The sequence below is a fragment of the Paenibacillus nitricinens genome, assembly GCF_052056485.1.
Taxonomy (GTDB): Bacteria; Bacillota; Bacilli; order Paenibacillales; family Paenibacillaceae; genus Paenibacillus_AQ; species Paenibacillus_AQ nitricinens.
Genome location: NZ_CP183948.1, coordinates 1339374 through 1363318, shown reverse-complemented (window position 1 = coordinate 1363318; position 23945 = coordinate 1339374). Strand labels below are relative to the sequence as shown.

Genomic DNA, 23945 nt, shown 5'->3' with positions numbered 1-23945 from the left:
TTATAGATCCCAATCTACCTCTGGTGCCCGATTCTCCACCTCTACAATCCGTTCAATGAGATTTTGTGTGCTATCAGAATTTATCCGTTTTCTATCATCTTCAGTTACAAATTCTTCAATCGTGGGCTGTCCAAATTCTTCGAGAACTGTAAGACGTATTTCATATTTTCCGACTTCATATAGCTCTAAATTCAGACGAGTGCGATTCTCTTCGTTAAACCGAACCCAACTCTCATCTGCAAAAGATCCGTTGTTATTAGAATCGTAACGATATTCCCAAATCCGACGAATGAGTGGATCTTTATCCTTAGTAAAAGACATATCATCTATTGAAACCACTGCCTTATTTCCATTACTCGGATCGCGGTATACTTTTCCCGGCATCCCAAAGTAAGCAAATGGCAATTCATCTGGAACGATATCAATAATCAGTTCACTACGATCAGAATATCCCAAGGTATTTTCCACATAGATTGTAGCTTTATATTTACCTGGACTCTTAAATAGAATATCCTTACTCTGAAAATCAGATAACGTACCACTGTATTTAATATCTGCATTCGTACCACCAGAAACAGCACTGATAGAGATCTGAGTTTTTGATGGGACCAATGGAAAACGAGTAGGACTTTGACTAATATTCATGAGCGTTGTTTTCCGATTTTGTTTTAGTGTGCCAGAAATGTTTAATATAGCAGCAGGCTTAGGTTCAATCACTGTTACCTCAGTACTAGTACTCCCAATTTGACCATCGTTGTCAACTACTGTGAGCCCAATTGGGAAAGTCTGCCCTACATCATCTCTTGTATACCATATGTATCCTCGTGCTGTATTACCGATCCCACCCTGCGCTCCTTGAGTACCCCAGGAATAATCTGTGATATAACCATCCGGATCAGAAGAAGCTCCTCCGTACACCATCATGTCGTCTCCAGCTTTGACATATTTAGGGGCGCTGATCCGTGCGATGGGCGGTTTACCTTCTGGTTTAGCTGGCGGGTTTGGGGGAGGAGGGAAAAGATCATCAGGAGGATTTTTCTTATACACTCCAGCTGAAATTTCAGGTCCTGCCTCTAAAGATGAAATAGGTCCTGATTTTGTTAATACTGGATTTTTGAACCGTACAACAACCTTTAAAACATAGTCTTGTTTATAACTATCTTTTCCCACCAATTTGGATGCTGGGATTGCAAAATCAAAGTCTTTACCCGCAGTAAGAATTTTTGAATATTCTTTCTTCATGTCCGCAACAGCTATTTCTTTCTCTCTTGCATAAAATACCCATTCAGAAATATTAGAAGCGTCTGTATAGGCTATTAATTCACCTTTAACATTAATTTTTACCGCAACTTTGTCACCCGTCATTTTCGCAGGATTCGGGTTGGGTTCAATTAATGTAGCTGAAGCATTCAAAGTAACTTGATCAGGTAGTGCATAATCAAAATTGACAGTTCCCGCATAGCTATATGAGGTCATTTTTGCTTCGGCAGTGAAATAATACGGTAATGTAATATAATATAGCCGACCGGTTACCCATTGACCTTTATCAAAGGTATCCGACGGTTGTTCGGGTGTATATTGCCCTGATGGTACTTGATAAGTAATAATGAATTCCCCGTTTTTTTGTCCAACTTGCCCTTTGTCCCCTTGAAGCGCCATGGGTACCAGCTTAATGCTAGACTGAATAATATTACTGTATGGGATAGTATTAACATTGTCTCTAAACCATGTTGCTTGACTCGGACTAACTGGATCAGATTTTGTGGTAACAGTTGTTTTTGGTGGTTCGTCTGATGGAGTATTAAAATCTGTAGCGTTTACGTTTTTGCTTGTGTTCACTCCACGATCTTGATTATAATCATTAATCTGCCATCTTCGCCCATCTGCATATCGCCAAATAGAGTTACCCGGCGTACTTTTAAAAACTTTTTCAGGATCGTTACCATCCATTCCTGTAACATTAAACGTTTCAACTTTTTCATTACCTTTGAGTGTAACTTTTATTTTTCCATTCTCTACGCTAATTGCTCCAACTAAGCTGTTATTGCCTGAATATTTAAAAGTTCCTGCTTTAATTGCAGCGACGTTTACTCCACTAGGCGGGTCTAAGTAAAAAGTTTTTGCTGCATTCCCTGATCCCGTTAATCCAGTTGTAATAGGTATACTTACTGATCCAGATTTCACCTCTGCTGCTTGAGCTGAATTCATCAAGTTTGGCGAAAATAATAGACCAATTATAAGAATAATTGAGAATATCCTGATTTTTTTATTTTTCTTCATCTGCAACTTCATCACCTCTTAAACTTCTGGAGTGTTTACGATGTATTTTGTAGCCGAATCTTTTTTGTTGTCTAACCAAATAACAAAAGACTTAAAATCTCCATCATAGTAATAGGCTTGGTAGGTAGTCATTTTCTGTCCCGGCGCTAATTTCCATCCCCATAGTGCCTCTTTGTCGTTCACAAAAGTATCCTTGCTTCTTGGCATAGTTGGATACGCATCTAATTTGTTACCAAATCCTAAGCGCCATTTCTCACTTAAATCCGTATAATCTTTTTTAATTGTATTACCACTATTATTTTCCACTGTAATTTTAGTCCAAATAAAGTACTTTCCTTCTCCGGAATATTTGAACTTCTTAATCAGTGCTTGAGCATCTTTGGACTTTGCATCAAAGATCATTATCTTCTCCAACGTATAACTCAACCCACCCGCCGTAACTGTCACAGGCAACTCCAAGTCTTTCTTCAATCCAAATTTAAACAGATTATCCCTCATGATTGGCGCTGGCGTAACTGCAGGTTTCAACGTTGCTGCGGGTACCGCGGATGTGGTTGGCTTAGCCGTACCCACTTCTGTAACAGTTTCCGCTTTTGCAACCACTCCCTGCCCCAAAACCACGCTAAATAACATTGCCGCTACCAAAGTCGCCTTTACAACTCTCTTCTTCATCCCCGAATCTCTCCCTAGTCTCAATTGGATTTTTCCTACTTATTGAACTTATACTCCTGAACTGCAGGTACTCTGATAGGCTCTTGTGTTTTGGCTCTGGAGATCAGCAACGGATGTTCCGTCTCGATAACGGCAATAACCGAGGGACCCTCTATGTATTTGGTAATGCCATATTCACTATCCTCGTATAAAAGCGGAAAAGTCACTCCATCGGAATCATCAATAATATCAAACTTCACGATCTTTACTTGATTCTTAAAACGACTGCCTACTTGAGGAGAAAGGCCGTTATCAAGCCCAAGATTCGCCTGCAAGGCATGTTGAAAAGTATCGTAAGCAAGCGCGGGATCGATAATTAGACGACCTCGTGTGAGTTCAGTTTCATCTAATTCCTGCGCAGCATCGTGAACAGCGATATTGTTTGCATCTTTTAGCATGCTGCGCAGCATGTCCCACTCCTGATTCTGGATCTGAAAGAACCAGGAGTAGATAAAGATCAGCAGGACAAATGCCAGCTTAATAATGTAATCCATAAATTAGGCTCATCCCTTAATCAATCGAGATATTCACTCATAATTGACCCATGGCCATAATATCGGGTCGGCTGCGAAACTGTGGAAAAGTTATACGGAAACAAATTTATCCGCGGTGCTGTTACATACACATCAATTCGTTGCTTGCGTTCTTGAATGGTATCCGTACTGCTCGTAATTTCTATAGAACCCTCTGAGAACCCTATCGCCTTCAGATTTGAAATCACTTCGTTCCGCATAGACGCTGTGACCATCCCCTCCGTTGCAGCTTTTTGTGTGATGTAGGACGTATTAGCTTTGACCTGTAAATCTAGCAAATAATCAATATAGGTAAATATGGGCTGCAGGATAATAAACAGGACAAGCCACATGAATAATGCCCGGAGGACGGTCTCCTTCAATAGAAACGCCTCCTTCTAATATTGCTCTACTTGCTTAGTATGTGTGATGATATCGTCTTGACTGCTGCCAATGATATGCGTAGCTACTGTGATAAACATCCCTGCGATCACAAAGCCAATAGCCAGAAACATTGCTATGGAGATAGAGTCTTTTTTCATAATCGAATTAAACCCGAGCAGTTGAAGTTTGGCTGGAATCCAGTGGTTGAATAAAAGTCACACCTGGAATCGTCGGTTTATTATCATCCGTAGCATCAATGACCTCCCGAACTACAGGAATCAAAACAGCAATTACGATGGCCACACATAAAAATCCAATAGCAATAAACAAACCTGTAGAAATAGCATCCTTTTTCATTGTTAAAATCTCCCTTTTATTTTATATTTTTAAAATAATATTGAATATACAATTTTTCACTGGAACATGCCGACACCATTAAAATTCCCTTTGATCAGCAAAATGTACTGCATCGCCATCGCGACAATCATCAAAAAAGTAGCAATCGATGGGATCACATTAATGATCGTAGATAAATCACCGATAAAAGACCACTTTTTCAAATACTGATCACTGGAGATTTTGGATATAATCTTACCTTGCTCACGCAAATAATTCGCCGCTTCTGTGTCGTCCTCCATACCCTCAGTAGCCAGCAAAATGGACCGGATGTCATTAATAAAACTGTGATTATCCGGAAACTTGGCACAGAACCATTCAATCGCCCCCTCCACACCCTCATCTACCGCTCGTTCTGACAACTCATACAAATCCTGACGTATATATTGAAAATGTCCAGCCGTACTCCCGCAAAAAGTGCCAAATTGCGCATATCCGCGCTTGCGCAGCCGATTATTCTCATATAGACGGATGAAAGAGATCAGCTCACCGTCTTTTTTAATAACCGTTTTTTGATGAAGCCATGCAAGCACCCAGCCAAACGGAAGATAGCGCATCGGACTGCTAATTATGAGAATAAGTAGAGCAATTAGAGGGTCATAGATAGAAAAAGAATTTGAACGAATAAAATCACTGATGACTTGAGTTATTAAATAAATCAGCGCTGCCGAGTAACGGAAAAGCGTAATTTTACGGGCCGCAATCGATAAACCTGAATCATTCAATAATTGCTGGAGTCTATCTCCCTGCATCCGTTCCCCAAACTTATTCCACCGCAGTCCTAATCGGACAAGATATCTTTCCTGTTTACTGCTGCTGCTTATAAAGACAAGTAAAGCGACATATACAATCCCGATTACAGTAATTAATAGTAACAATCTGTCCATAGCTCATCACCTTAGTGGTAGTCCAGTTTAGGTCTGGCAAGAATAGTGCTAATCACAAAAGAAATAAAAAGACCGGAGATGATCACCATCAAAAAAGAAAGTCCTACTGTAGTCTCAAACTGCAATTGGAAATAGATATCAGGCTTCAGCATGTACATAAAGGTTCCAACCGTTGATATCAGCACCAAAAGATTTCCGTATAAGCCAAGGCTAATCGCATCTCTACTCCCCGCTTTCACAGTCAAAATCGTTTCCCTCTGTTGTTCCATGGAACGATTTAACAGCATCAATGAGCTTTTTAAATAACGGGTCCCCTCCTTCTCGGCATAGAGCAGATCCGATATAAATTCTAGGGCGAAGGTAGTGCCAATCGCATTCGAAAATCTCCCGGCTTCCTGGGCAAGCTCCTTCTCACTACTGTAATTGGAAAATGCAGCCCCTAGCAGCTTCAAAGGACCCTTCAGCACATTCTTATCCGTAAGAAAATCCGTTGTCCGATCGAGAATGGAATCTACCGACAAGTGAGTGAATTTGGTGGAGATTTTGACTACATCGAGTAAATCATAGCTTCCATGCACCTTCCTCTGCGCGTAGATGTATCTCATACGAAAATAAGGAATCGTCGCAGAAATCACAGCCATAAAAAGTGGAAATCTCCAAGCCCCCTGAATCGAACGCCCTTCGTTAAAAGTTATCCCCTCCAGAAAAGGATTGTTAAAACTCAATTGCCCAGGAAGCTCGTTTAGCGTCAGTAGTCCTGATAGAAAAACCGCGATAAACACTATTGCTGTACGCATGACAAATCGCATAACGCTAATTCCCGGCTCATATTTTCGGTGTACAAAATATAAAAGATTATCTAGATGACGGTAGAGCCACAACCTTTTTTTCACCGAGCTAACTCTTTTTCCAAAAATACTCATTTTATGTTTGATCCGATAATCGAACTTCTGACCTACCTGTCGTAAATGCCGTTCGATTAGCGGTTTAATGAGCAGCCAAATTCCCCATACAATTAACAAATGAAGGACAAAACGAAAAATATACAATAATAAATCCACGGTTTCACCTCCTCACTCGTTAAGGATGATCTTAGATTTCAAGCTTTCTTTGATAGGCTGATCCATTGGTTTTGCTGCTGCAAGCTGTCCCAGCTCTTTCTGAAGCAACTGTGTTGCCTGCTCATTTTTCCTAGTCATCTTCAGAATCAGGTTCTTTGTCAGCTTGTCATTATAGGACCAACGCATCTTCTGGGGTTCCCAGCGCATCAGATCATTCGCAAATACAGAGTTCTTTTCCTCGTCATAAAAGACTTCCGATATTCGCGTTAACCGCTTCTTTCCGTTCGGAACACTTTCCAGAATAAAGACCAGCTCGCATGATTTCAGTGCAGAGATCAAATGCCCCTTAAGGCTCCCGCCAATCCTTGTCGACACGGCAAAAGCGCCTTGATAAGGAATATCCTCCGAATCAACGGTGTGGAAGGTTCCGGTGATGCCGTCATACCCTTTTTCCCCACTCCACAGATAAAATTCCCATTCGTTATAACGCATTTCCGTCATATACAAAATGTTTGGGTCATGCCGCAGTGACTCTACCCCTACCTCCATCAATTCCTCATTTGCAGCCTGGATTGGAATAATTCGGTGCCCTTTAATCTGGTAAGGTAAAATCGACTCCGGATGTTTTTCTATCATCACTACACCCATACAGGATGAAGATCCGAGCAGTTGCTCACCGACGATCGTGTTTGCAAAGGTTGTTTTTCCCGAGCCTACAGCGCCCGCAATAATGCTATTGCGAAAGGTAGATGATAACACCCGAATCATTTCAACCGCTTCCGCAGGAATACATTCCGTACCCGCCTGATCGTCTAGACTCAGAAACTCTACAACCTGCCGCCGTAACGATATTGTGGTGAAGCCATCCCATACTCTCGGGGATACCCAAATGGCAAGCCTAATAAATCGGCCAGGCCAGAGCGGGTCATCCATTTTAAACTCCACTGAAGGGTTGTCCTTGTTCAGCTTTTTGTTGGGATCACTTTTTAATAAGGAGCGCTTTAACTGTTCGACCCGATCTAGTGAAGGCATCTCATATGGATAAGCTACAAACTCACCTTTATGGTTATAAAAGATCTGCTTTCCGATCATCTGAAGCCCGGTTGATTCACTGTATGCACGATCCGTAAACCAACGATACGCCGGACCAAAGCCCTTCCACTCATGATAGAGCGCTTCTGCAGCTGTTCTGTATGCTTCTGGAAGCTTGCCCGTAAAGGGTGTCTTCCGCAAGTATTTCTCTATCTCATTCATAAAAAAGCTAACCGCCTGCGGATCCCCAATTAGCGCCTTCGCATTTAACTCGAAATAAGCATCATCCTCACGTTCCAGCCCTTCGTTCATATCGTTTTTCATTTTTTGCAAAAATACATAAAAGTCTTCCTTGCCCGGTTTGCTCATACGTAGGATACTTTCTTTTAGAGAGAACAATGGACGGTTCGGTTGATTTCCATTCATAGGAATATACCTTTCTTTTTAACTTCTGGCGCCAGGCTCATGGACACGAGCAGAGAATGTACCTTATCATCCACATGCTGCAGCTCTTTTTTGCCTAGGGGTAAGCTCTCCTGCAAGGGCTGGTAATACGGCAGCTCCAGCAAAATTTCAGTCCCAAAGCGAAGCGCTAGATTTTTAGGAGAAGATATTTCTTCCACATTACTGCGGTTAATAATTAGTTGAAAATCATGTGGACGTAGATCCATATGCCCAGCAAGCTCTAGCAGAGGTTCGAGTCTGTATTCATGCTTTGGATGAGTGACGATCATACGCAGTGCCGATTTGTGCATTCCGACATACCATGCAGCACTTTCCGGAATAGAGCCGAAGTCAGCAATAACCACATCTGCATTTGCCCCAGCCCTAGCCAAAAAATATTCAATCTCATCCTCCTGATAATCTTGTGCACTCAAGTAATCGTAATTGCCTGGGAGATACGAGTAACCGTCTTGCTTAATCAATTGCTCAAAATCCTCATCATAAATCATCTTCCCAGTGAGCCTTGATCGAAGCCTATCCAGACTAATGGTAGCTTTGCGGTCATATCCGGGATCATATAAATCAAGTCCAAGGACAATAACACGAAGGCCCGCCGCGGCAATTCGCCTTGCAAACAGTTTAGCTACACTAGTGCAGCCGATCCCCGGACCAGATCCAAAAAAACCAACCAAATTACCTCGTTCCTCGCCATCCTCGTCTAGAATAAAGCGAATCTTCTCTATCACCGCTGACGAGGTAGAACGAGGGGGTATAAAATAGATCCCTAAGCTTTCACACAGCATATGTACAGCTTGGTAACCACTGATTCCCTTTTGCAAATATACATATAAGATCGTTGAGCCCGGATAATTCCGGCGCAGTTCGCTAAGTGACTGAGCTTGAATCTGGTCACTGGTAACCATTAGCATATGGCCCTCTGTATGAGATGGATCAGGAAGTACACTTTGTGTAATTACAATAAACCCTGCATTTTTGATATCATTAATGGTTAACTGATCTATGCCTAGACTAAATATTTTCAAGACTCTTCCCTCCTACTCGACCCGTACGATCCACAGCTTCTTTCCCTGCTCCAAAAATTGTCCAAGCCGCTCGCCATCACTTTTCTTCAGCTTCAATTCTGGTGTCGCCACCTTGCCAGTCGAAGTAAAACGATTATTGTTGTTTCCCTTTTCTGAATCCAGCACATCATTATTGTCTTCTGTTCGCACATAATTCACGGTGACTCCCGATATAAACACCTCCTTTGCAGGTTCACTAATTGGGCTCTGCACGATCAGTTCTTCCTCTTCCTTCTTGTCTGGGCTAAGCGATTCACTCCGCCTTTCTCGGTCTCCATCAACAAGATAAATATCTACCTTATCCCGGCTGCGCATTGAACCATTGATGGCATAGATAGCCTCCTTCGGTATAGGAAAAATCCCTTCATCCTTTAGGGGTTCTAAATCACTAACATCCACTAAGGATGCCGTCAAAATACTTCCATTGGTCAGATTTACATTCGTAATTTTGTGCTCCACTTGTGCGATTTCTGTAATTACACCCGAAGGTATATCCTTGGTCTGAACAGAATCCAGATATAAATCACTTGCTTTCAGCTCATAGTTTTTTGGAAGAAGCTCCCCGCTTTCCACCTTGATTTTGACCACAGTTCGGGATAGTACGTAGGGCTTGAAGTAGAGATCATAGCCTAATAATCCGCCGACTCCAGTAATCAAAATGAGACTTGCGAAGAAATAATTGCGTTTCAACAGTTGCCTACGCTGTAAAGCCAAGCCTTCCGCCTCCTCAAAAGCACAGTTTTGAAAAACGACAAAAAGCAACTTGGCGTAAATAGCCAAGCTGCTGGTAAAATGCTTTTTTACCTGTAGAGATTTAAAGAGCTATTAGATTATAGGGTTCCGATAAAAGCGCTCAGGTTCATACCATAGGCTCTCACCAGAAAATAACCTTTTATTTAAACACTACGGTCTTATTTTGATGGACGAGGATCCGGTCTTCGATATGCCACTTCACCGCACGAGCCAGAACAACCCGCTCAATGGTGCGTCCAATCCGCTTCAGCTCGATGACATCATCACCGTGACTAACCCGCTGTACATCCTGTTCAATAATTGGGCCACCATCAAGCTCTTCTGTAACATAGTGAGCAGTTGCTCCGATAATCTTCACCCCGCGTTGGTACGCTTGAGCGTAAGGATTGCCGCCAATAAAGGCTGGCAGGAAGGAGTGATGAATATTAATAATTTGGTGGCGATAGTGTTCAATAAACGACGGCGAGATAATCTGCATATACCGAGCCAGAATTATAACATCAATGTCGTCTCCGATGACCTCAAGCTGACGTACTTCCGCCTCAGCCTTAGTATCAGCTGTAACTGGAATATGGTGAAAAGGAATGCCGAAGGACTCGACATACGATTTCATATCCAAATGGTTGCTCACGACGAGAGCGATGTCGGCTTCTAGATCACCAGCTTGCCACTGCCAGAGCAGCTCCACAAGACAATGGTCTTCTTTAGAGACAAAAATGGCTAATCTTTTCTTATGACGAACATTGAAAATTTTCCAGTTCATCTTGAAACGTTCAGCCACCCCGCCGAACAAAGAACGTATCTCTTCCAGACGATCTCCTAATTCGGGAAGGTCAAACTCAACTCTCATGAAGAACATTCCGCCATCTGGATCCATTGTGTACTGATCCGATTGCACAATATTCGCGCCATGCTGATACAGAAAGTGTGATACAGCCGCCACGATTCCTGGTCCGTCAGGACAAGAAATGAGCATACGCGCGCGGTTGGAATAAGACTCAACACCTGACGAATTGTTTCTTTTTACGTGTAATTCCATGATCCTCATCCCATCCTCTCATCTACATGTGCAATCTGAAGTCTAACTTATGCATGAACGAGCACTTACTTGCCTGCTAACCATGCAATCAAGCGATGATTAATGGCTTCTTCGCTCAACTGCGGGAATAGCTCGGCAGCGATGACTTCATCATATAGACGTTCCAGTGGTTCACGTGGATCAGCTTTTTTAGCCTTGGCATCGTTCTTCAGCATCTCCCAGACATTAAGCACAAATTGACGGGAGTCGATCTCCTTATTCGCAAAAAACTCACGCAGTTTTTCAACATCCTCTATAAACTCCGGTCCAAATCGTTCCGCTACGTTACCACGGAGCAAAGCAATCTCAACCTCATACATCGGACGCTGTTTCTTCGCATCTTTACCAACCCATGGCGTCTCAAGAATGAATGGCAGACCTGTCAATTTCTCATGATGGACGATTTTGTTAATCGTATCAAAACCGATCCAACCCGAACCAATTGGAGTGTGACGGTCTTTACCTGCTCCACATGGATTTTTGCTGTCATTGATATGGATAACCCCAAGACGATTCAAGCCGATAATCTCATCAAACTTGTTAAGAACGCCATCCAAATCATTAACGATATCATAGCCGGCATCATGAATGTGACAAGTATCAAGACATACGGATAAACGCTCGTTATGTTCAACCTTATCAATAATAGAAGCTATCTCCTCGAAGCTGCGCCCGATTTCTGTTCCCTTACCAGCCATAGTTTCTAGGGCGATATGAACTTCCGTTTCATTGGTTCCTCCAAGAACCTCGTTAAGTCCATCTGCAATCCGCTGAATACCGTATTCTGCATCCTTATCAGTGAATGCACCTGGATGTAATACGATATGCTTGACCTCAAGCGCATGCGTACGGCGGATTTCCTCTTGTAAGAAATCAACAGCCAACTGATACGTGTTCTCTTTATAGGAAGCGAGATTAATAATATAAGGTGCGTGGACGACAATTTCCTCCACACCGTTTTCTTTCATTGCTTGCTTTCCTTCAACCGGATACATGGCATCAATCGGCTTGCGGCGCGTGTTCTGTGGCGCTCCTGTATATATCATAAATGAGCTGGAACCATACTCATTTGCTTCATTTGCTGCGGTCAAAAGACCCTTGTCCGAGCAAGACACGTGTGAACCTATTTTCAGCATACTTCTTCCCTCTTTCCTTCACGAATTACCCCCTATTCTACCGTGATCAGAAAAATAAATCTAGACAAGGTCAATATGCTGGGTTCTGCTTCGCAAAACTTTGGAAATAAGCTATACTTTAATATGAGATTAAATTATGTGAGAATACTCATTGCCAAAAGGTGGTGTATGCATGTCTATCCAATCAGGACTTGGTTTATTATCCGCAACACCGAGCAATTGGTTCATGAACTCTATCGCTTTCTGGACATTTATGCTGCTGGGCTCCATGTGTATCGGCGGTTTTTTTATGTTCCGGAAATTCCTAAAGGTATTGCCGAAAGCCGATGGAAAATCAAAGCTGGACTGGCAAAATTACTGGGTAGAACGCAGTCGTTCACTCTGGAGTGATGAATCAAAAGCTTTCTTAGACCAGCTTGTTCAGCCTGTGCCTAGCCCTTTTCGCGATATCGCCAAACATTCCATTGCTGCCGAGATCGGTAAGATCGCTGTGGAATGTAATGCGAAAGAGGTTACTCGTGATCACTGCATTAAAGGTTACATAGTCGCCACACCACGGCGTGACAATCGTTTCCTCGTCAATTTTCTTGAAAAGAATAAAATCGACTACACTGCTTATCAGCATTTGTTCAAGTGATTGATAATCTGATGTTGCATTCAGAACGGAGGCCAACCTTATGAAATATGTAATATGTGGCGGCACCGGTTTCATTGGCAGTGAACTAACAAAATACTGGCTACAGGCAGGAAATGAAATTGCAATCGTCGGTCGCAATCTACCTAAAGCTGCGCCAATTCATCCTAAGCTGAGTTACCACACATGGGACAGCCTACACGCTGATTCAACACCCGTCGAAAATGCGGATGCTTTGATCAATCTTGCTGGAGCTTCTCTCAGCCAACGTTGGAGTCAGAGCGGCAAAACAGCAATTATGCAATCCCGTCTTTGGGCCGTTTCCGCTGCAGCTAAGCTACTCGCCCGTTTGAAACACAAACCTCCTGTAGTCATTCAGGCATCAGCTGTGGCTATTTACGGAACCTCTTTGCAAGATACCTTTAATGAATCATCACCAGCCCATGTCATGGACTTCCCTTCTGACGTGGTTAAGACATGGGAAGAAGCTTCTGATGAAGCATACAAGAATATCCGTATGATCAAGTTGCGAACTGGGGTTGTTCTTGGTAACCGAAACGGAGCATTCCCCAAGATGAAGCTTCCCTATTTACTAGGATTTGGTGGTAACATCGGAGCGGGAAACCAGTGGGTCTCCTGGATTCACCTGACCGATATCGTTCGTCTAATCGATTTTTGCATTCAAAATCCCACCATCTCCGGACCTGTTAATGCGACTGCTCCACAGCCGGTTACGAACGAAGAGTTCGGTAGAATGATTGGCAAAGTATACAACCGGCCGCATTGGTTGCCACTGCCTGCCATGCTGTTAAAAACAGCAGTAGGTGAATTGTCTGAGATCTTGCTCAAAGGACAACGCGTCCTTCCTTCGGCGGCATTAGAGCAGGGCTTTAACTTTACCTTCCCTACACTTCAAACCGCTTTAGAAAATTTGAAAAGCCAAATATAGCAGAATCAACACTCTTTGCTTGCGCTCTTCATTCCATGTGGAATGTGTAACTTCCTTTTACAATCTTAAATACGGTCCCCTCTGACAGCGGGTACTCTTTGTAAGGGATCATGGCTTCCCCTTGAAAAAACGTTCCGTTTCTGGAGTCGAGATCCTTTAGTACGTATCCGCTTGGGCTTCTAGATATCTCCGCATGTACTCTTGAAGCTCCTTCCGATTTTTCTACATACTGAGCTACTTCCACCGATCGGCCAATGATAAAGCTAGGTCGGTTTAACGCAATGGTTTCCGACTCTGCCTCTTCCTCATCGCTTCTTTTAAGATAAGGAACATTTCGAGCCAGCTTCTCATTTCGTTTGCCTTGCTCAGGTGTTTCCTCCCGTGATAATAAAGCTGTTGGGGCTATTGGACCTGGTGGTATTACGAAACTCTCCTCCTCTTTCCTTGATTCAGATCGTACTGACGGAATGTCAGAAAAAGGGTCGGATGGATGCTGATCACCCTTTGGAATTGACGCTGCTGGACGCACAGTGGTCACAGGATTCCTACCAAAATTCCACTCCAGTTCTCTTCGATTCGGACTCCGGTTTGTATCTTCAGAATCCTCACTCTTATGTTCCTTTTCTTCGTCACTTCCAAACCTTATCCTTTCGCTCCATACCATCCAGCTAAAAGTAGCCAAGACAATCGTTGCGATCCCACACACGGCTAGCCATAAAGGTTTTTGGTTATTTAGATATAGGAATTTCCATAATAATGCATCACCCAATAAGCACCCTAGAATAACATAGGTTCTTGAGCTTGAGGGTTGTGAATTCGTCAACCTGTTATCTTCTGTAGACCGAAGAGACCTCTCCTCTACTTTCCCCCTAAGATTCGGACTGGAATAGCTGTTTAACCACGGAGCTGAGTTCTGCTGAGTAAGCAGACCCTTTTCCTCGTTCCGCTCATTCATTTTTTTCTGGGGAGCAGCTACCTCATTCACAAACAGTTCCCTTACTCTCTCTTGCATTCGTCTTTCAGGCTCTGCCGGACGTACTTCTGTCATCTTAGGTGATGTGTATGCCATTTCTGCGTTACTACTGAATTGTCCTCTACTAGAGTCGCCCTCTGTCAACAGCTCTGAGAGAAGATTCTTTAAGCCGGCTGGTGTAAAATCTTCTTCCCCACAGTATTGCAGTACTCTTTGAACACCACTGCCAGTAAGCTCTGTGATAGATGCCATCATCACCATGATCAGGGACTTGAGGGAATGTCCCAGCCTAGAAGCAGGCTCATTCCCCTGCACAGGGATATAGGTGAGATATACCTTACCACTCTGCAATGATCCTTCAATAAAAATGTAATCTTCATGCAAAGCATACTGATCCGCCCGAAGCATATATAACCTGCCATCTTCCATCCCTTGCGCAATTTGCAGAAGTAATCCAAAAAATGAGGCCATGCTCAGCTTCTCACTTTTGAGTAAATGACTGAGCATTTTTTTACGCAGAACAGCATATTCCATCGTAACCTTTAAATCAATTTCCCTAAGTAACAACCTTAAATGATGAGGGATTTCAGTGTTCATCAGCATACGAGCTTGAACCATATTAAGCTTCCCCACCGGCATCCCTTCTGGTTCGCCAAGCATCATATATATACCGTCCTGCTGCATAAAGTCACGGGATAATCCGTACAACAAGCATTACCACCTCCTATTTTAAAAATAAAGATAAGCGCAAATGGTACCAGGGACTACAGCCAGCATGAAGGGAAACTTCAACAGCTCATTATCTTTATTTCGTAATAGGAATGAACTCTTCAATAATATAAATCCGGAAATTATGTTAAAGATCTTACGCGTACGCCTGCCTGTCTCCCGTCTCTTTAAGACAATTAGCCAGCCTATCAAAGCACCAAACAGTACGGAGTACATCACGACCTGCAATGTAAATAGCATACCTGTCCACGCTCCAATCCCGGCAAAAAGCTTAACATCCCCCGCACCAACCGCCCCTATAAAATGCAAGATTAGAAGTATTGTAAATCCTGCAGCGGCACCCACACCAGCCTTCAGCAGTCCATCCCAGCCGTTCATCAGCGCTTGAGCCAGCAGACCCGCAAGCAATCCTGAGACAGTGATCCAGTTTGGTATTCTCATCGACTTTATATCCGTAATAAATGCAGCTGCCAGAAACGGCAGACATCCCCAGAAGGCCCACTCCGCCATGGATTACCCTCCTTCCCCTTCATTCATTTCACTACTGTGAACATCACCTCAATAGATCTACCGTCATCGAGCTGAATTACAAATGGCCACGAGCCCGGTGTGGTATTCACACCTATTTTCCACTCCCACTCGATATATCCGTCCGCATCCGCTTGTTTCCAGCCTAAATATCTAGCAGTACTTCCCCCGCTTTTATAAAAAACGGATAAGCTAGCGGAAGCATTCGGCGGAATTTTAGCACGAACTTTGCCTTGCTTATTGGCTACAGCTGGATTCGGCTTCTCCAAAATCTTAATAAAATCCTCTGGTTGACCAGTGCCGTCATTGCCCTTATTTGTACCCTCTCCTGTATCCCCGATCCAAAGACGTTCAACAGCACTTGCCTCAAGTACAATGCGTTGGTTTAGAAAGGGCACCTTCATCGGCAGCTCATAGCTAACAACCATTCCAAAGTAAGGTCGGGTACCCTTCTTTAACTCAGGCACGATAATGTTAGATACATGAATTCGATCATAATCCAACAAGTCTGATGACAGATACGGCTTTAATAGGGGTTTAATCGCTATATCCAGTACACTTTCAGAGGTCTCAGCCTGTAGCTTCTGCAGAGGTCCCTCGCCCTTCTCTAAAGCTGACATGACCCACTCATTCAGCGGCTTAGGTAATGACATTGCATAACTACTGCCCCAATCTGTAAGTGACAAGCGAGGGATCGTCCAATTCGATTCAGCTTGATTGCCAGCGGGTAGATCCGTACCACCCTTCACTGGATCAGCACCAGCTTCGCTTGTTGCTCCCCATTGCTGCACCGCCAAAGCTGCCGGGTACATATGCGTTGAAATAGATTTCACAGTATCGGATGCTGTGCTTTGTAAGGCTGTCGAATACAAGGTCATCTGTACGATAGAAATTAGGAACAAAACAAACAGTAGGAAGATCGGGAGAACCATCGCCGCTTCTACTACCATACTGCCTTCTTCCTTCGTCTTCCCCCTAATCCGGTACCTGTCCCCCATATCCTTACCAACCTCCTGCTAGTATGAAAAATCAGCCTGTACTGTTCTCATATATGTACTGCCTTGCACTTCTCCAGAATACCCAGCGCTATAATCCAACAGCTTCACAACACCCGGCAGAAACCATAGCCGCATCCCAAGCTTAATATTCGAAGAGACATACGTACTTCTTTCATCTGGATTTATTCCTGTGTTCAATCGGATTAGAGCCAGCATTCGAGATAACTGAACATTTCCGCCTCCATGCAGCATCATGAACAGACGCAAATGATCGCGATAAGTCAGCTGGGCTGGTAAGTATTTAGACAGTGTTATGGAATTTTTCTCACAGAGTAACAACATGTCCTGAATAGCTTGCTGGATGCCATACAACAGTGCTGCGGCCAGAACGGCCAACGGGTTTCCTAAACTTGCCTTCTCAATAAAACCTTCCATCGTTCGAATAGACAGCCTCATGGCAAATATTTCAGCATACGCTGCGGCTACATTTCCAGCAGGATTATGAAATCCATAAAGAATGTATTCCAGCTCTTGCGCTTGAGGATTAAGCTGGTCTGTAAGTTCGGTTGTACCCTCAGAACCTTTTGCTAGAGTGGCTAGCTTGGAAACGTCAAAATGTTGAAAATAGAACGCAGAATACTCTGTTTGGAAAAGTCTATCTCTAGCTCCTCCCATAATGCCACCCATCGCTGCATAGATTCCGTCCATATCCTCCATTGCCGAACTCCCAGCAGTATACGGGTTAGTGCTTACTTCAGATTTAACAAGTGAATCGGATACTAATTCCTTATTAAAAGCGATATTCTCCTCGTAATATTGACGAAGTGTTTGATAGCTTGTCAGAGAATCTGTCACTCCGTTACCCATCATTCGAATCTTATCAAGCAATGCTTTCGCTTCACCCAGCTTAGATTTTGCTTCTCTCTCCAATTGCTTTCGCTCTTTATCTGAGCTACGGTGCTGTTCGATTACAGCCAAATCACTAACGATAATACTTCCCTTCTTACCGTAATTCTGCAGATAGTTATTCACTACGCGTGAAGCTTCTAGAACAGAAGAGATCATTTGATAGGAGTCACCATATTCACTCAAAGCTTCATACAGCACACCCGACATTCCTGTCACAATCGGTTCGATGGCACCGTAAGCACTTTGCTGCGTGGATATACTATTCTCCATCTGACTTAGATCCGTTGAGGAGAGAATCAGTGCATCTTCCTGCTCACGCAGCTTTTTAAGCGGGTCTGAGCTTATCTCTCCTGAGCTTCCCGGAATATCCCAGTCATTAGCAGGATCATTTGATAGATTCACCCCCTCCATTCGCGACTGTTCCAATATATTTCTCATCTCGTCATTCAATTGCTCTGCCTTCTTTATCGCTTCATTCGCTCCCTCCATTGATCTTTCATGATCTTCTCGAAAAGCTGTTAATAAGCCAGGAAACCGCGATAACATCTCAGTAGTTCGACTCCGATAGAGAGACAATTGATAAGTGTACTTTGCAGGCTTTTTACTATCACGATAAAGATCATCGTAATATTTCCCAAGATAGTCACTATACTGTGCGGGAATATCCGCCGCCGATTGTATACTTCCGAGTGAACTGGCAGAAATGGACTCTGCAAGCGGATCCATAATCGATTGAAGCAACCTTCTCCCACTCTCCGCAGCCTGGCTTCTCCGTTCTAACATAAGATCCAAAGCCTCTTCCCGCTCGTCATATAACGGCTGTAGCTTACTGAGTAATTCAGTAACCCGTGAGGCCTCTGCCATTACACCTGACATCGGCTTGAATTTACCTGCCAATTCCAAAGCAAAATCCACAGGAGCCTTATACTTCATTTCCTCCAGTATTTGTCGACTCACAACATCATAGCTACCCAGCGGCCTGCTCCATTTCAAAGATGACGTTTCCAACACGAAGGGTACCAGATTGAACACGTCACTCCTACCACTTTTATGCATATTATCATTGAGTACCTGAGACAGCAGCATATCCCCGTCACTCTCTCCAAAGGCGAATAAACCATACTTTTCTCGTAGCTCAACATCGTAAGATGACATTACAGAGCGAACGCTAGCCCTCGCTAAACGTTCCTCCTGAACATTGAAGGCCGCAATCCGCGCATAGTCAATCAGCACAGCGGTAAACAGAAAGACGAAAGCCAGTACCATAATTAAAAAAATGGATACTGAACCTTCCGTTTTGCCCTTACCCTGCCTTTGTTTCTTTCGACTCTTACCGCTAACAAGGCAACTACTAAAGATACTCCTCATCAAAACCTCCCTCCTTATCCCTACCTTCAATAGATACAAGATCCATTAGCAAGGAAATATTCACTTATCCTGAAGCTTGGTCATCATCGCGGATGCATCCTTCTTCTCCATGTGGACTCCAGACCCACTAGTACCCTCTGAGCCACCCTTGAACTTAGCCCCGAAGTAACGCATCAGGTCTATCGTACGGATAAACTCAACAGGCTCAGCGATGATAGATTGAGTTCTTACAGTTGGCTTTGCCTCATCAGACAAAACTTCATCAAGTACAGGTAAGTGCAGCAGACGATTTAATTCACCGCTTACTTTCCGCCCCGTAAGCGTGTATTCGTAGTTCATATTTCCCGGCATATTATTCGGAATCATAGAGGACGAATGTCTGAGTTTAAGATCTGGTAGATCACTCTCATCTGACACTTCACCAGGTAGCTGTATTGTCGCGCCACCTTTCCCAGCTTCTCCGCCGAATAATGAGGCCAGCAACGCATCATCTCCAATTCTCCAATAAAGGGAGTCATACTCACCAGCAGCATAGGAGCCAGAAACCTCTTTATGGCTGTTGTCCCAATTGTAAGCCGCACGCTCAGCAGCCCCTGAGGCTACTTGCAGCAGCATGGACTTTTGGTAGCTATACAAACAAAAGAACAGAAGAAGCATTGTAATACACATGACCATAGGTAGTAGAATTGAAGCTTCAATAGTAAAGCTGCCTCGATCGTCCTTAAGCTTATTCACTCAAATACTTCCTGGCTCTTTTCTCCTGCAGTTTTAATCAAAGCCTCTACTACCTCCTGAATTTTGTCCTTAAACAAAAGAACGACCGCAATCAGTACTGCAATAATCAGAATCATTTCCAGTGTCCCCAGGCCTTCCTCGTCCTTCCAGAAATTCTTCACACTACCCGACATTGTCGTCATCATTAGTTCACCCTCCTACATTTTTAACATCATGAATGCTGGTGTTCCCACCAGTACAATTACTATTAAAAAAATAACTACCATCGGAAAGACTAGTTTAGAGGAAGCTTGCTCCCCTCGCGTTCGGCTGATAGCTTTACGTTTATCCCACAGCATCCGCGAGAGATCGCGTAGCGATAACACAAAATCCGCTCCACCTCTGCGGTAATTCAAAAGAACCGTCGTCGTGAACAACGATACTTCCTGCACTGCACATCTCTTGCTAAAATTCTCGAATGCCTGCTGAAATGAATACCCTCCTTCCCATTCACTGGTCATGATCCTAAGCTCCTTGTATAATGGGTGATTAACATCACCTCGGCGGCTCTCCACACAGCGGATAATCGCCCGTTGTATGGTCTCACCTGCTCCTACCAGCAATACAATGCTGTTCAGAAGTTCTGGTAGCTCGAGCATAATATTTTGCTCTCTCACCCTCACCTTTTTATGCAAATCACTCACCATAGCAGCTGGTAGAGCTACCGCCAAGAAAATACCTAGAATCAGACCTGTCTGATCGCCGCTAAACCCTGTGATCAAACTTCCACCCACAAGCAACAACCAACTGTAGCTAAGCATCTCACCCATGAACAGCAGGGTTCGTTCTGCACTGTAACGCATCCCATAACTTCGCTGCAGGGAACGTTGAATCCTGAACATCAATGATGGAAAACGACTGACAATGCCGCTTTTCTCAATGAGCAGCAGCAGCGGTTCACCCAGCTTCCGAAGTCGTAGTCCATCCATAGGAAGTTCTCTTAATCCGTCATATCTTTTTCCGCATTTAATTCGTAACAGAGCCCAGATAACAAGTAAAAATATAGTGACTACTGCACATAGCCATCGCATGATTACTTCCCCTTCACAGCGGAATGTCCATTATTTTAGTAGTCCAGAGATAACATAAAAACAAAGCTACTAATGCAAGCGTCGATATAGCTATACCCGCTCCTGTGTACATGGGCTCCATATAGTCTGCTGCAGTCAAACTCATAAAGATCACCATGATTAGTGGAGATATTAACAGCGCTTTCGCTTCGAATTTCTTCTGTGAAATGCTTACAGCAATATCTTGCTGAATATCCAGCTTCTCCCCAATAATCGTAGACGTACGGCGCACTACTTCTACCAGATCGCCGCCTGTACGTTTACATACAGTGAACACGTCAGCGAACCGCTCAATATCTTCCATTCCTGCTCTTGCACTGAAATCCCGAAGCGCTTCCTCCACTGGCTGACCGTATTCCATGCGCGTACAGATAATATTTAGCTCCGAGATCATATCGCCGCCCCCCTCCGGGTCCAGCATACGTAAGTCCTGGACCGCTTCCCGGAAAGCATTCTCGACCGATCGCCCTGCTGAGAGTGAGGAAGACAATGAAAACAACGTCTGTTTAAACTGTAAATTAAGCATACTCCGGCGTCTTTTCAGCAAATAATTACGCAGCATACGAGGTGCATACAGCCCACCAGGCATAAGTAGTAACGATAGTATCCAATGATGATAAAAAAGATAACCCACTCCAAACAGCAGCATACCACCTACTGCAATAGCCAGAGTTTTCTGTACCAAGGTCAATTCGTATACCGTATAATTCGGCAATAATGAATGGTCTCTGGCATCAGCTTCCTTAGATTTTTCAGCAGCATACTTAATCTTAAGCACTACTTCTTCCCCCCTTTAGAATTTAAAATCCAGCCGGAGATAACGGGTAGGAGGTTACACCAGCCATTCTAAGCTTTGCTGTATGCATAAGCAGGTTTCCAGAGGAAACTAGACCCCCTTGTACCCGTCCCTCTCGCTCACCGGATTCTTGAAATTCATATAGAGGGTTTAAGACCACTTCTCCATCTTTCAGGCCTGCAACCTCACTAATCTCCATCACTCGCCTAGAACGATCACGGAGCCTGGATAAATGTACGAAAATATCAATCGCCGATGAAATCTGCTGACGAACAACCGTTACCGGCAGATCCGCTGCACTTAACACCATCGTCTCCAATCGACTGACCATATCGTGCGCACTGTTGGAGTGACCCGTTGATAACGAGCCATCGTGCCCAGTGTTCATCGCCTGTAGCATATCAAGACATTCCGCTCCACGCACCTCACCCACAACAATTCGATTGGGTCTCATCCGCAGTGAAGAACGAATCAAATCTCGAATGGAAATCTCCCCTCTACCTTCTGTATTCGCATTCCTAGTCTCCAGGGATACAAGATTTGGCACCGTTACAATCTGTAGCTCAGCAGAATCTTCTATTGTGATGACCCTCTCCTGTGATGGGATAAACTGAGATAATGCATTTAGAAAGGTGGTCTTCCCCGAGCCGGTTCCCCCGCTTATAAAAATGTTGTATTTAGCAGCTACTAAGATTTGCAGTAGCTCTGCTGCTTCCAGGCTTAAAGCTTCACGGCTCACCAATTCATTCATCGTCATCGGCTTCTCCGGGAATTTACGTATGGTCATCGCGGGTCCTTTCAGCGAGACTGGCGGAAGAACAATATTCACGCGAGATCCATCCTTCAACCGGGCATCAACGATAGGAGAGGAGTCATTTACTACCCTGTTAACACCGGATACTACCGTTTGGATAATGTCTTCCAGCCTGCTGCCGGACTCAAATTCCAAAGGAAGACGACGAATCTGACCCTCCTCTTCCACAAAAATCTCAGTATGACTGTTGATCATAATCTCCGTGATCGCCGGGTTGTCCACTAATGGCTGAAGCACATCCAATCCCCGGAAAGAATCAAACAATCTCTTCACTAGCTCATGCTTCTCCTGCGCTGTTAAGTAACGGAGTCTTTCACTTTCTAGAATCGTGCGTTCGATAAACCCGGTAAGTTCACGGTTCTCTACTGCAGATGTTACATCAAGTCCTGCACGAATCTCACTACGCAGCGCCCTGAACATCTCTTCATTCATGCAGGTTCTTCCCGGTAAACACTAGTGGGAGCGCTGGCTCTACAATCCGTTTGCATAACTGCAAAATTTCTCGCTGAAATTGCGGAGAGTTCAAAAAAAGCTCCTCACGGTGTTGCAGTGTCCATGACGGGATAAAAGGGCATATGCCTTCAATGGTAATTCCCTCTGGAGGCACCCACTCTTCCAAGCGATCTACTGCAAAATTCACTACAAATTTACTCTTGTCCATCACATGGGGGGACATTCCAGAGTTAGGAGCAGTGCAATGCGACAGCCATCTCATAGCCTTATACATGCTTACATCATCATTTTTCAGGACCCAAAGTAAAATCCCACTCCGCTGTAGCACAGCTTTCGCACGCTCTTCCTCGATGCTTCCGGTGTCCACAATAACAACATCAAAGTTTCTCTCGGCAACCAGCCGCTCTAATAAATCCAGCGTATCTTGCAAAGTCATCTGCAGCATTTCCTTCACATTAATAACTGGCCTGAAAGAAGCAGTTCGGAGGTGATCATATCTAATGAAGTATTGTCCTAATTCGATCGTATCCGCTTCATCCTTATCTCGATGGGCCTTTATTTCATATAGCAGTCGCTCTAGTCCAGGCGTATGACCTGCAGGAATTCTGAGAAAAAACCCACTGCTGTCAACACTCTCAAGGTTCAAATAAAACACCGAAAGGCCCATTTCACCAAGCTGCTTAGCCATATTCAATGCAATCGTCGTTTTGCCCATGTTGCCGCTAGAAGAGACAACCCCCAGCAACAGCGTTTCATCTAGTACAGAAGCTCCTCTACCTCTTTGAACTTCACATAACTGGAGAAATGCTCCTAGAAGGGAAGGAAGCGCCTGATATTTGGCAATCATCACTCCTCCTCCCAGACTCTTAGCACTCTTACCGAGATAACCTCCATCCTCACTCAAAACTGCCCACGGAACCATGCTTTTCCCCTCTACTAGCCAAGCCTCAATAAAAGAAGAGTCCCCCACAACAGCATCCGGGATGTCCTCTCCCCTCATAAATTCGATAAAAGCATCCATTCGGCTAAAAGCCGTAATACGCAGCATTTCTCCGTACTCGCTGTGATGAAGATAGTGCAGTAAGGGTTCGATATATTGACTTTCACGCACTGCGAGCACAATCCTTGCCGCCATGAAACCACGCTCCTTTCGATAAGAAGAAATCCATTATTTTCTCAAAAAAAGACAGCAAA

The 23945-nt window shown here is 44.0% G+C and carries 25 protein-coding genes; 2 read left to right on the top strand and 23 right to left on the bottom strand.

Going from position 1 to position 23945, the window contains the following annotated elements; translation table 11 throughout:
- The 13 genes from ACN6KS_RS06110 to ACN6KS_RS06050 form a co-directional block, all read right to left on the bottom strand.
- Complete coding sequence (locus ACN6KS_RS06110) at positions 1-2286, bottom strand: hypothetical protein (RefSeq protein WP_440961585.1); 2286 nt, start codon at positions 2284-2286, stop codon at positions 1-3.
- A gap of 12 nt (positions 2287-2298) precedes the next feature.
- Entirely contained in the window at positions 2299-2952 is a 654-nt protein-coding gene (locus tag ACN6KS_RS06105; protein WP_440961584.1) for a hypothetical protein, read from the bottom strand.
- Between the two features lie 35 nt (positions 2953-2987).
- A complete protein-coding gene (locus ACN6KS_RS06100) occupies positions 2988-3485 on the bottom strand; it encodes a hypothetical protein (RefSeq protein ID WP_094876971.1) in 498 nt (165 codons plus the stop codon).
- Positions 3486-3505: 20 nt separating this feature from the next.
- Positions 3506-3886, bottom strand: a complete 381-nt coding sequence (locus ACN6KS_RS06095) for a hypothetical protein (protein WP_076284074.1) — start codon at positions 3884-3886, stop codon at positions 3506-3508.
- Positions 3887-3901: 15 nt separating this feature from the next.
- Positions 3902-4045 carry a hypothetical protein gene (locus tag ACN6KS_RS06090; protein WP_156113062.1) on the bottom strand — a complete coding sequence of 48 codons (144 nt, stop codon included), beginning with the start codon at positions 4043-4045 and terminating at the stop codon, positions 3902-3904.
- A gap of 7 nt (positions 4046-4052) precedes the next feature.
- Positions 4053-4244, bottom strand: a complete 192-nt coding sequence (locus ACN6KS_RS06085) for a hypothetical protein (RefSeq protein ID WP_094870657.1) — start codon at positions 4242-4244, stop codon at positions 4053-4055.
- Positions 4245-4300: 56 nt separating this feature from the next.
- Positions 4301-5170: a hypothetical protein gene (locus tag ACN6KS_RS06080; RefSeq protein ID WP_280788735.1), complete on the bottom strand. Its 870-nt coding sequence runs from the start codon at positions 5168-5170 to the stop codon at positions 4301-4303.
- An 11-nt stretch (positions 5171-5181) separates the two neighbouring features.
- Entirely contained in the window at positions 5182-6231 is a 1050-nt protein-coding gene (locus ACN6KS_RS06075) for a hypothetical protein (RefSeq protein ID WP_440961583.1), read from the bottom strand.
- Positions 6232-6243: 12 nt separating this feature from the next.
- The gene (locus ACN6KS_RS06070) at positions 6244-7689 is read right to left on the bottom strand and encodes a hypothetical protein (RefSeq protein ID WP_440961582.1); all 1446 of its coding nucleotides are present in this window, start codon (positions 7687-7689) and stop codon (positions 6244-6246) included.
- Positions 7686-8750 (bottom strand): hypothetical protein, encoded by a 1065-nt coding sequence (locus ACN6KS_RS06065; protein WP_094870661.1) that lies wholly within the window; start codon positions 8748-8750, stop codon positions 7686-7688. The genes ACN6KS_RS06070 and ACN6KS_RS06065 overlap by 4 nt, the downstream gene beginning before the upstream one ends.
- A gap of 12 nt (positions 8751-8762) precedes the next feature.
- Entirely contained in the window at positions 8763-9503 is a 741-nt protein-coding gene (locus tag ACN6KS_RS06060; RefSeq protein ID WP_440961581.1) for an SAF domain-containing protein, read from the bottom strand.
- Between the two features lie 178 nt (positions 9504-9681).
- Complete coding sequence (gene purU, locus ACN6KS_RS06055) at positions 9682-10581, bottom strand: formyltetrahydrofolate deformylase (RefSeq protein WP_094870663.1); 900 nt, start codon at positions 10579-10581, stop codon at positions 9682-9684.
- A 65-nt stretch (positions 10582-10646) separates the two neighbouring features.
- Positions 10647-11756 carry a deoxyribonuclease IV gene (locus tag ACN6KS_RS06050; RefSeq protein ID WP_076284067.1) on the bottom strand — a complete coding sequence of 370 codons (1110 nt, stop codon included), beginning with the start codon at positions 11754-11756 and terminating at the stop codon, positions 10647-10649.
- Positions 11757-11928: 172 nt separating this feature from the next.
- Here ACN6KS_RS06050 and ACN6KS_RS06045 point away from each other — a divergent pair, with 172 nt between their 5' ends.
- On the top strand, positions 11929-12393 hold the full coding sequence (locus ACN6KS_RS06045; protein WP_440961580.1) for a DUF2621 domain-containing protein: 465 nt from the start codon (positions 11929-11931) through the stop codon (positions 12391-12393).
- Positions 12394-12433: 40 nt separating this feature from the next.
- Positions 12434-13339: a TIGR01777 family oxidoreductase gene (locus ACN6KS_RS06040; protein ID WP_440961579.1), complete on the top strand. Its 906-nt coding sequence runs from the start codon at positions 12434-12436 to the stop codon at positions 13337-13339.
- A gap of 28 nt (positions 13340-13367) precedes the next feature.
- Here ACN6KS_RS06040 and ACN6KS_RS06035 read toward each other — a convergent pair whose 3' ends face one another.
- From ACN6KS_RS06035 to ACN6KS_RS05990, 10 genes are read right to left on the bottom strand one after another with little or no spacing between them, the layout of a single operon-like run.
- Positions 13368-15023: a DUF6382 domain-containing protein gene (locus tag ACN6KS_RS06035; RefSeq protein ID WP_440961578.1), complete on the bottom strand. Its 1656-nt coding sequence runs from the start codon at positions 15021-15023 to the stop codon at positions 13368-13370.
- 18 nt (positions 15024-15041) lie between these two features.
- On the bottom strand, positions 15042-15551 hold the full coding sequence (locus ACN6KS_RS06030; protein ID WP_341133931.1) for an A24 family peptidase: 510 nt from the start codon (positions 15549-15551) through the stop codon (positions 15042-15044).
- A 23-nt stretch (positions 15552-15574) separates the two neighbouring features.
- Entirely contained in the window at positions 15575-16567 is a 993-nt protein-coding gene (locus ACN6KS_RS06025; RefSeq protein ID WP_440961577.1) for a TadE/TadG family type IV pilus assembly protein, read from the bottom strand.
- A gap of 18 nt (positions 16568-16585) precedes the next feature.
- Positions 16586-18844, bottom strand: a complete 2259-nt coding sequence (locus tag ACN6KS_RS06020; protein ID WP_440961576.1) for a hypothetical protein — start codon at positions 18842-18844, stop codon at positions 16586-16588.
- Between the two features lie 60 nt (positions 18845-18904).
- Complete coding sequence (locus ACN6KS_RS06015; RefSeq protein ID WP_440961575.1) at positions 18905-19579, bottom strand: TadE family protein; 675 nt, start codon at positions 19577-19579, stop codon at positions 18905-18907.
- Entirely contained in the window at positions 19576-19764 is a 189-nt protein-coding gene (locus tag ACN6KS_RS06010; RefSeq protein ID WP_094870671.1) for a Flp1 family type IVb pilin, read from the bottom strand. Before ACN6KS_RS06010 ends, ACN6KS_RS06015 begins: the two co-directional genes overlap by 4 nt.
- A gap of 12 nt (positions 19765-19776) precedes the next feature.
- Positions 19777-20652: a type II secretion system F family protein gene (locus ACN6KS_RS06005; protein ID WP_440962372.1), complete on the bottom strand. Its 876-nt coding sequence runs from the start codon at positions 20650-20652 to the stop codon at positions 19777-19779.
- 10 nt (positions 20653-20662) lie between these two features.
- Complete coding sequence (locus tag ACN6KS_RS06000) at positions 20663-21457, bottom strand: type II secretion system F family protein (protein WP_440962371.1); 795 nt, start codon at positions 21455-21457, stop codon at positions 20663-20665.
- Between the two features lie 31 nt (positions 21458-21488).
- Positions 21489-22730 (bottom strand): CpaF family protein, encoded by a 1242-nt coding sequence (locus tag ACN6KS_RS05995; protein WP_440961574.1) that lies wholly within the window; start codon positions 22728-22730, stop codon positions 21489-21491.
- Entirely contained in the window at positions 22723-23886 is a 1164-nt protein-coding gene (locus ACN6KS_RS05990; RefSeq protein ID WP_341133926.1) for a hypothetical protein, read from the bottom strand. Before ACN6KS_RS05990 ends, ACN6KS_RS05995 begins: the two co-directional genes overlap by 8 nt.
- Positions 23887-23945: the final 59 nt, after the last annotated feature.

Excerpts from the sequence above, each read along its gene's own strand:
- ACN6KS_RS06010 (WP_094870671.1), bottom strand. The coding sequence starts at position 19,764 with ATGATGACGACAATGTCGGGTAGTGTGAAGAATTTCTGGAAGGACGAG.
- ACN6KS_RS06070 (WP_440961582.1), bottom strand. The coding sequence starts at position 7,689 with ATGAATGGAAATCAACCGAACCGTCCATTGTTCTCTCTAAAAGAAAGT.
- ACN6KS_RS06040 (WP_440961579.1), top strand. The coding sequence starts at position 12,434 with ATGAAATATGTAATATGTGGCGGCACCGGTTTCATTGGCAGTGAACTA.
- purU (WP_094870663.1), bottom strand. The coding sequence starts at position 10,581 with ATGGAATTACACGTAAAAAGAAACAATTCGTCAGGTGTTGAGTCTTAT.
- ACN6KS_RS06090 (WP_156113062.1), bottom strand. The coding sequence starts at position 4,045 with ATGAAAAAAGACTCTATCTCCATAGCAATGTTTCTGGCTATTGGCTTT.
- ACN6KS_RS05995 (WP_440961574.1), bottom strand. The coding sequence starts at position 22,730 with ATGAATGAAGAGATGTTCAGGGCGCTGCGTAGTGAGATTCGTGCAGGA.
- ACN6KS_RS06080 (WP_280788735.1), bottom strand. The coding sequence starts at position 5,170 with ATGGACAGATTGTTACTATTAATTACTGTAATCGGGATTGTATATGTC.
- ACN6KS_RS06050 (WP_076284067.1), bottom strand. The coding sequence starts at position 11,756 with ATGCTGAAAATAGGTTCACACGTGTCTTGCTCGGACAAGGGTCTTTTG.
- ACN6KS_RS06030 (WP_341133931.1), bottom strand. The coding sequence starts at position 15,551 with ATGGCGGAGTGGGCCTTCTGGGGATGTCTGCCGTTTCTGGCAGCTGCA.
- ACN6KS_RS06105 (WP_440961584.1), bottom strand. The coding sequence starts at position 2,952 with ATGAAGAAGAGAGTTGTAAAGGCGACTTTGGTAGCGGCAATGTTATTT.
- ACN6KS_RS05990 (WP_341133926.1), bottom strand. The coding sequence starts at position 23,886 with ATGGCGGCAAGGATTGTGCTCGCAGTGCGTGAAAGTCAATATATCGAA.
- ACN6KS_RS06100 (WP_094876971.1), bottom strand. The coding sequence starts at position 3,485 with ATGGATTACATTATTAAGCTGGCATTTGTCCTGCTGATCTTTATCTAC.
- ACN6KS_RS06085 (WP_094870657.1), bottom strand. The coding sequence starts at position 4,244 with ATGAAAAAGGATGCTATTTCTACAGGTTTGTTTATTGCTATTGGATTT.
- ACN6KS_RS06045 (WP_440961580.1), top strand. The coding sequence starts at position 11,929 with ATGTCTATCCAATCAGGACTTGGTTTATTATCCGCAACACCGAGCAAT.
- ACN6KS_RS06020 (WP_440961576.1), bottom strand. The coding sequence starts at position 18,844 with ATGAGGAGTATCTTTAGTAGTTGCCTTGTTAGCGGTAAGAGTCGAAAG.
- ACN6KS_RS06025 (WP_440961577.1), bottom strand. The coding sequence starts at position 16,567 with ATGGGGGACAGGTACCGGATTAGGGGGAAGACGAAGGAAGAAGGCAGT.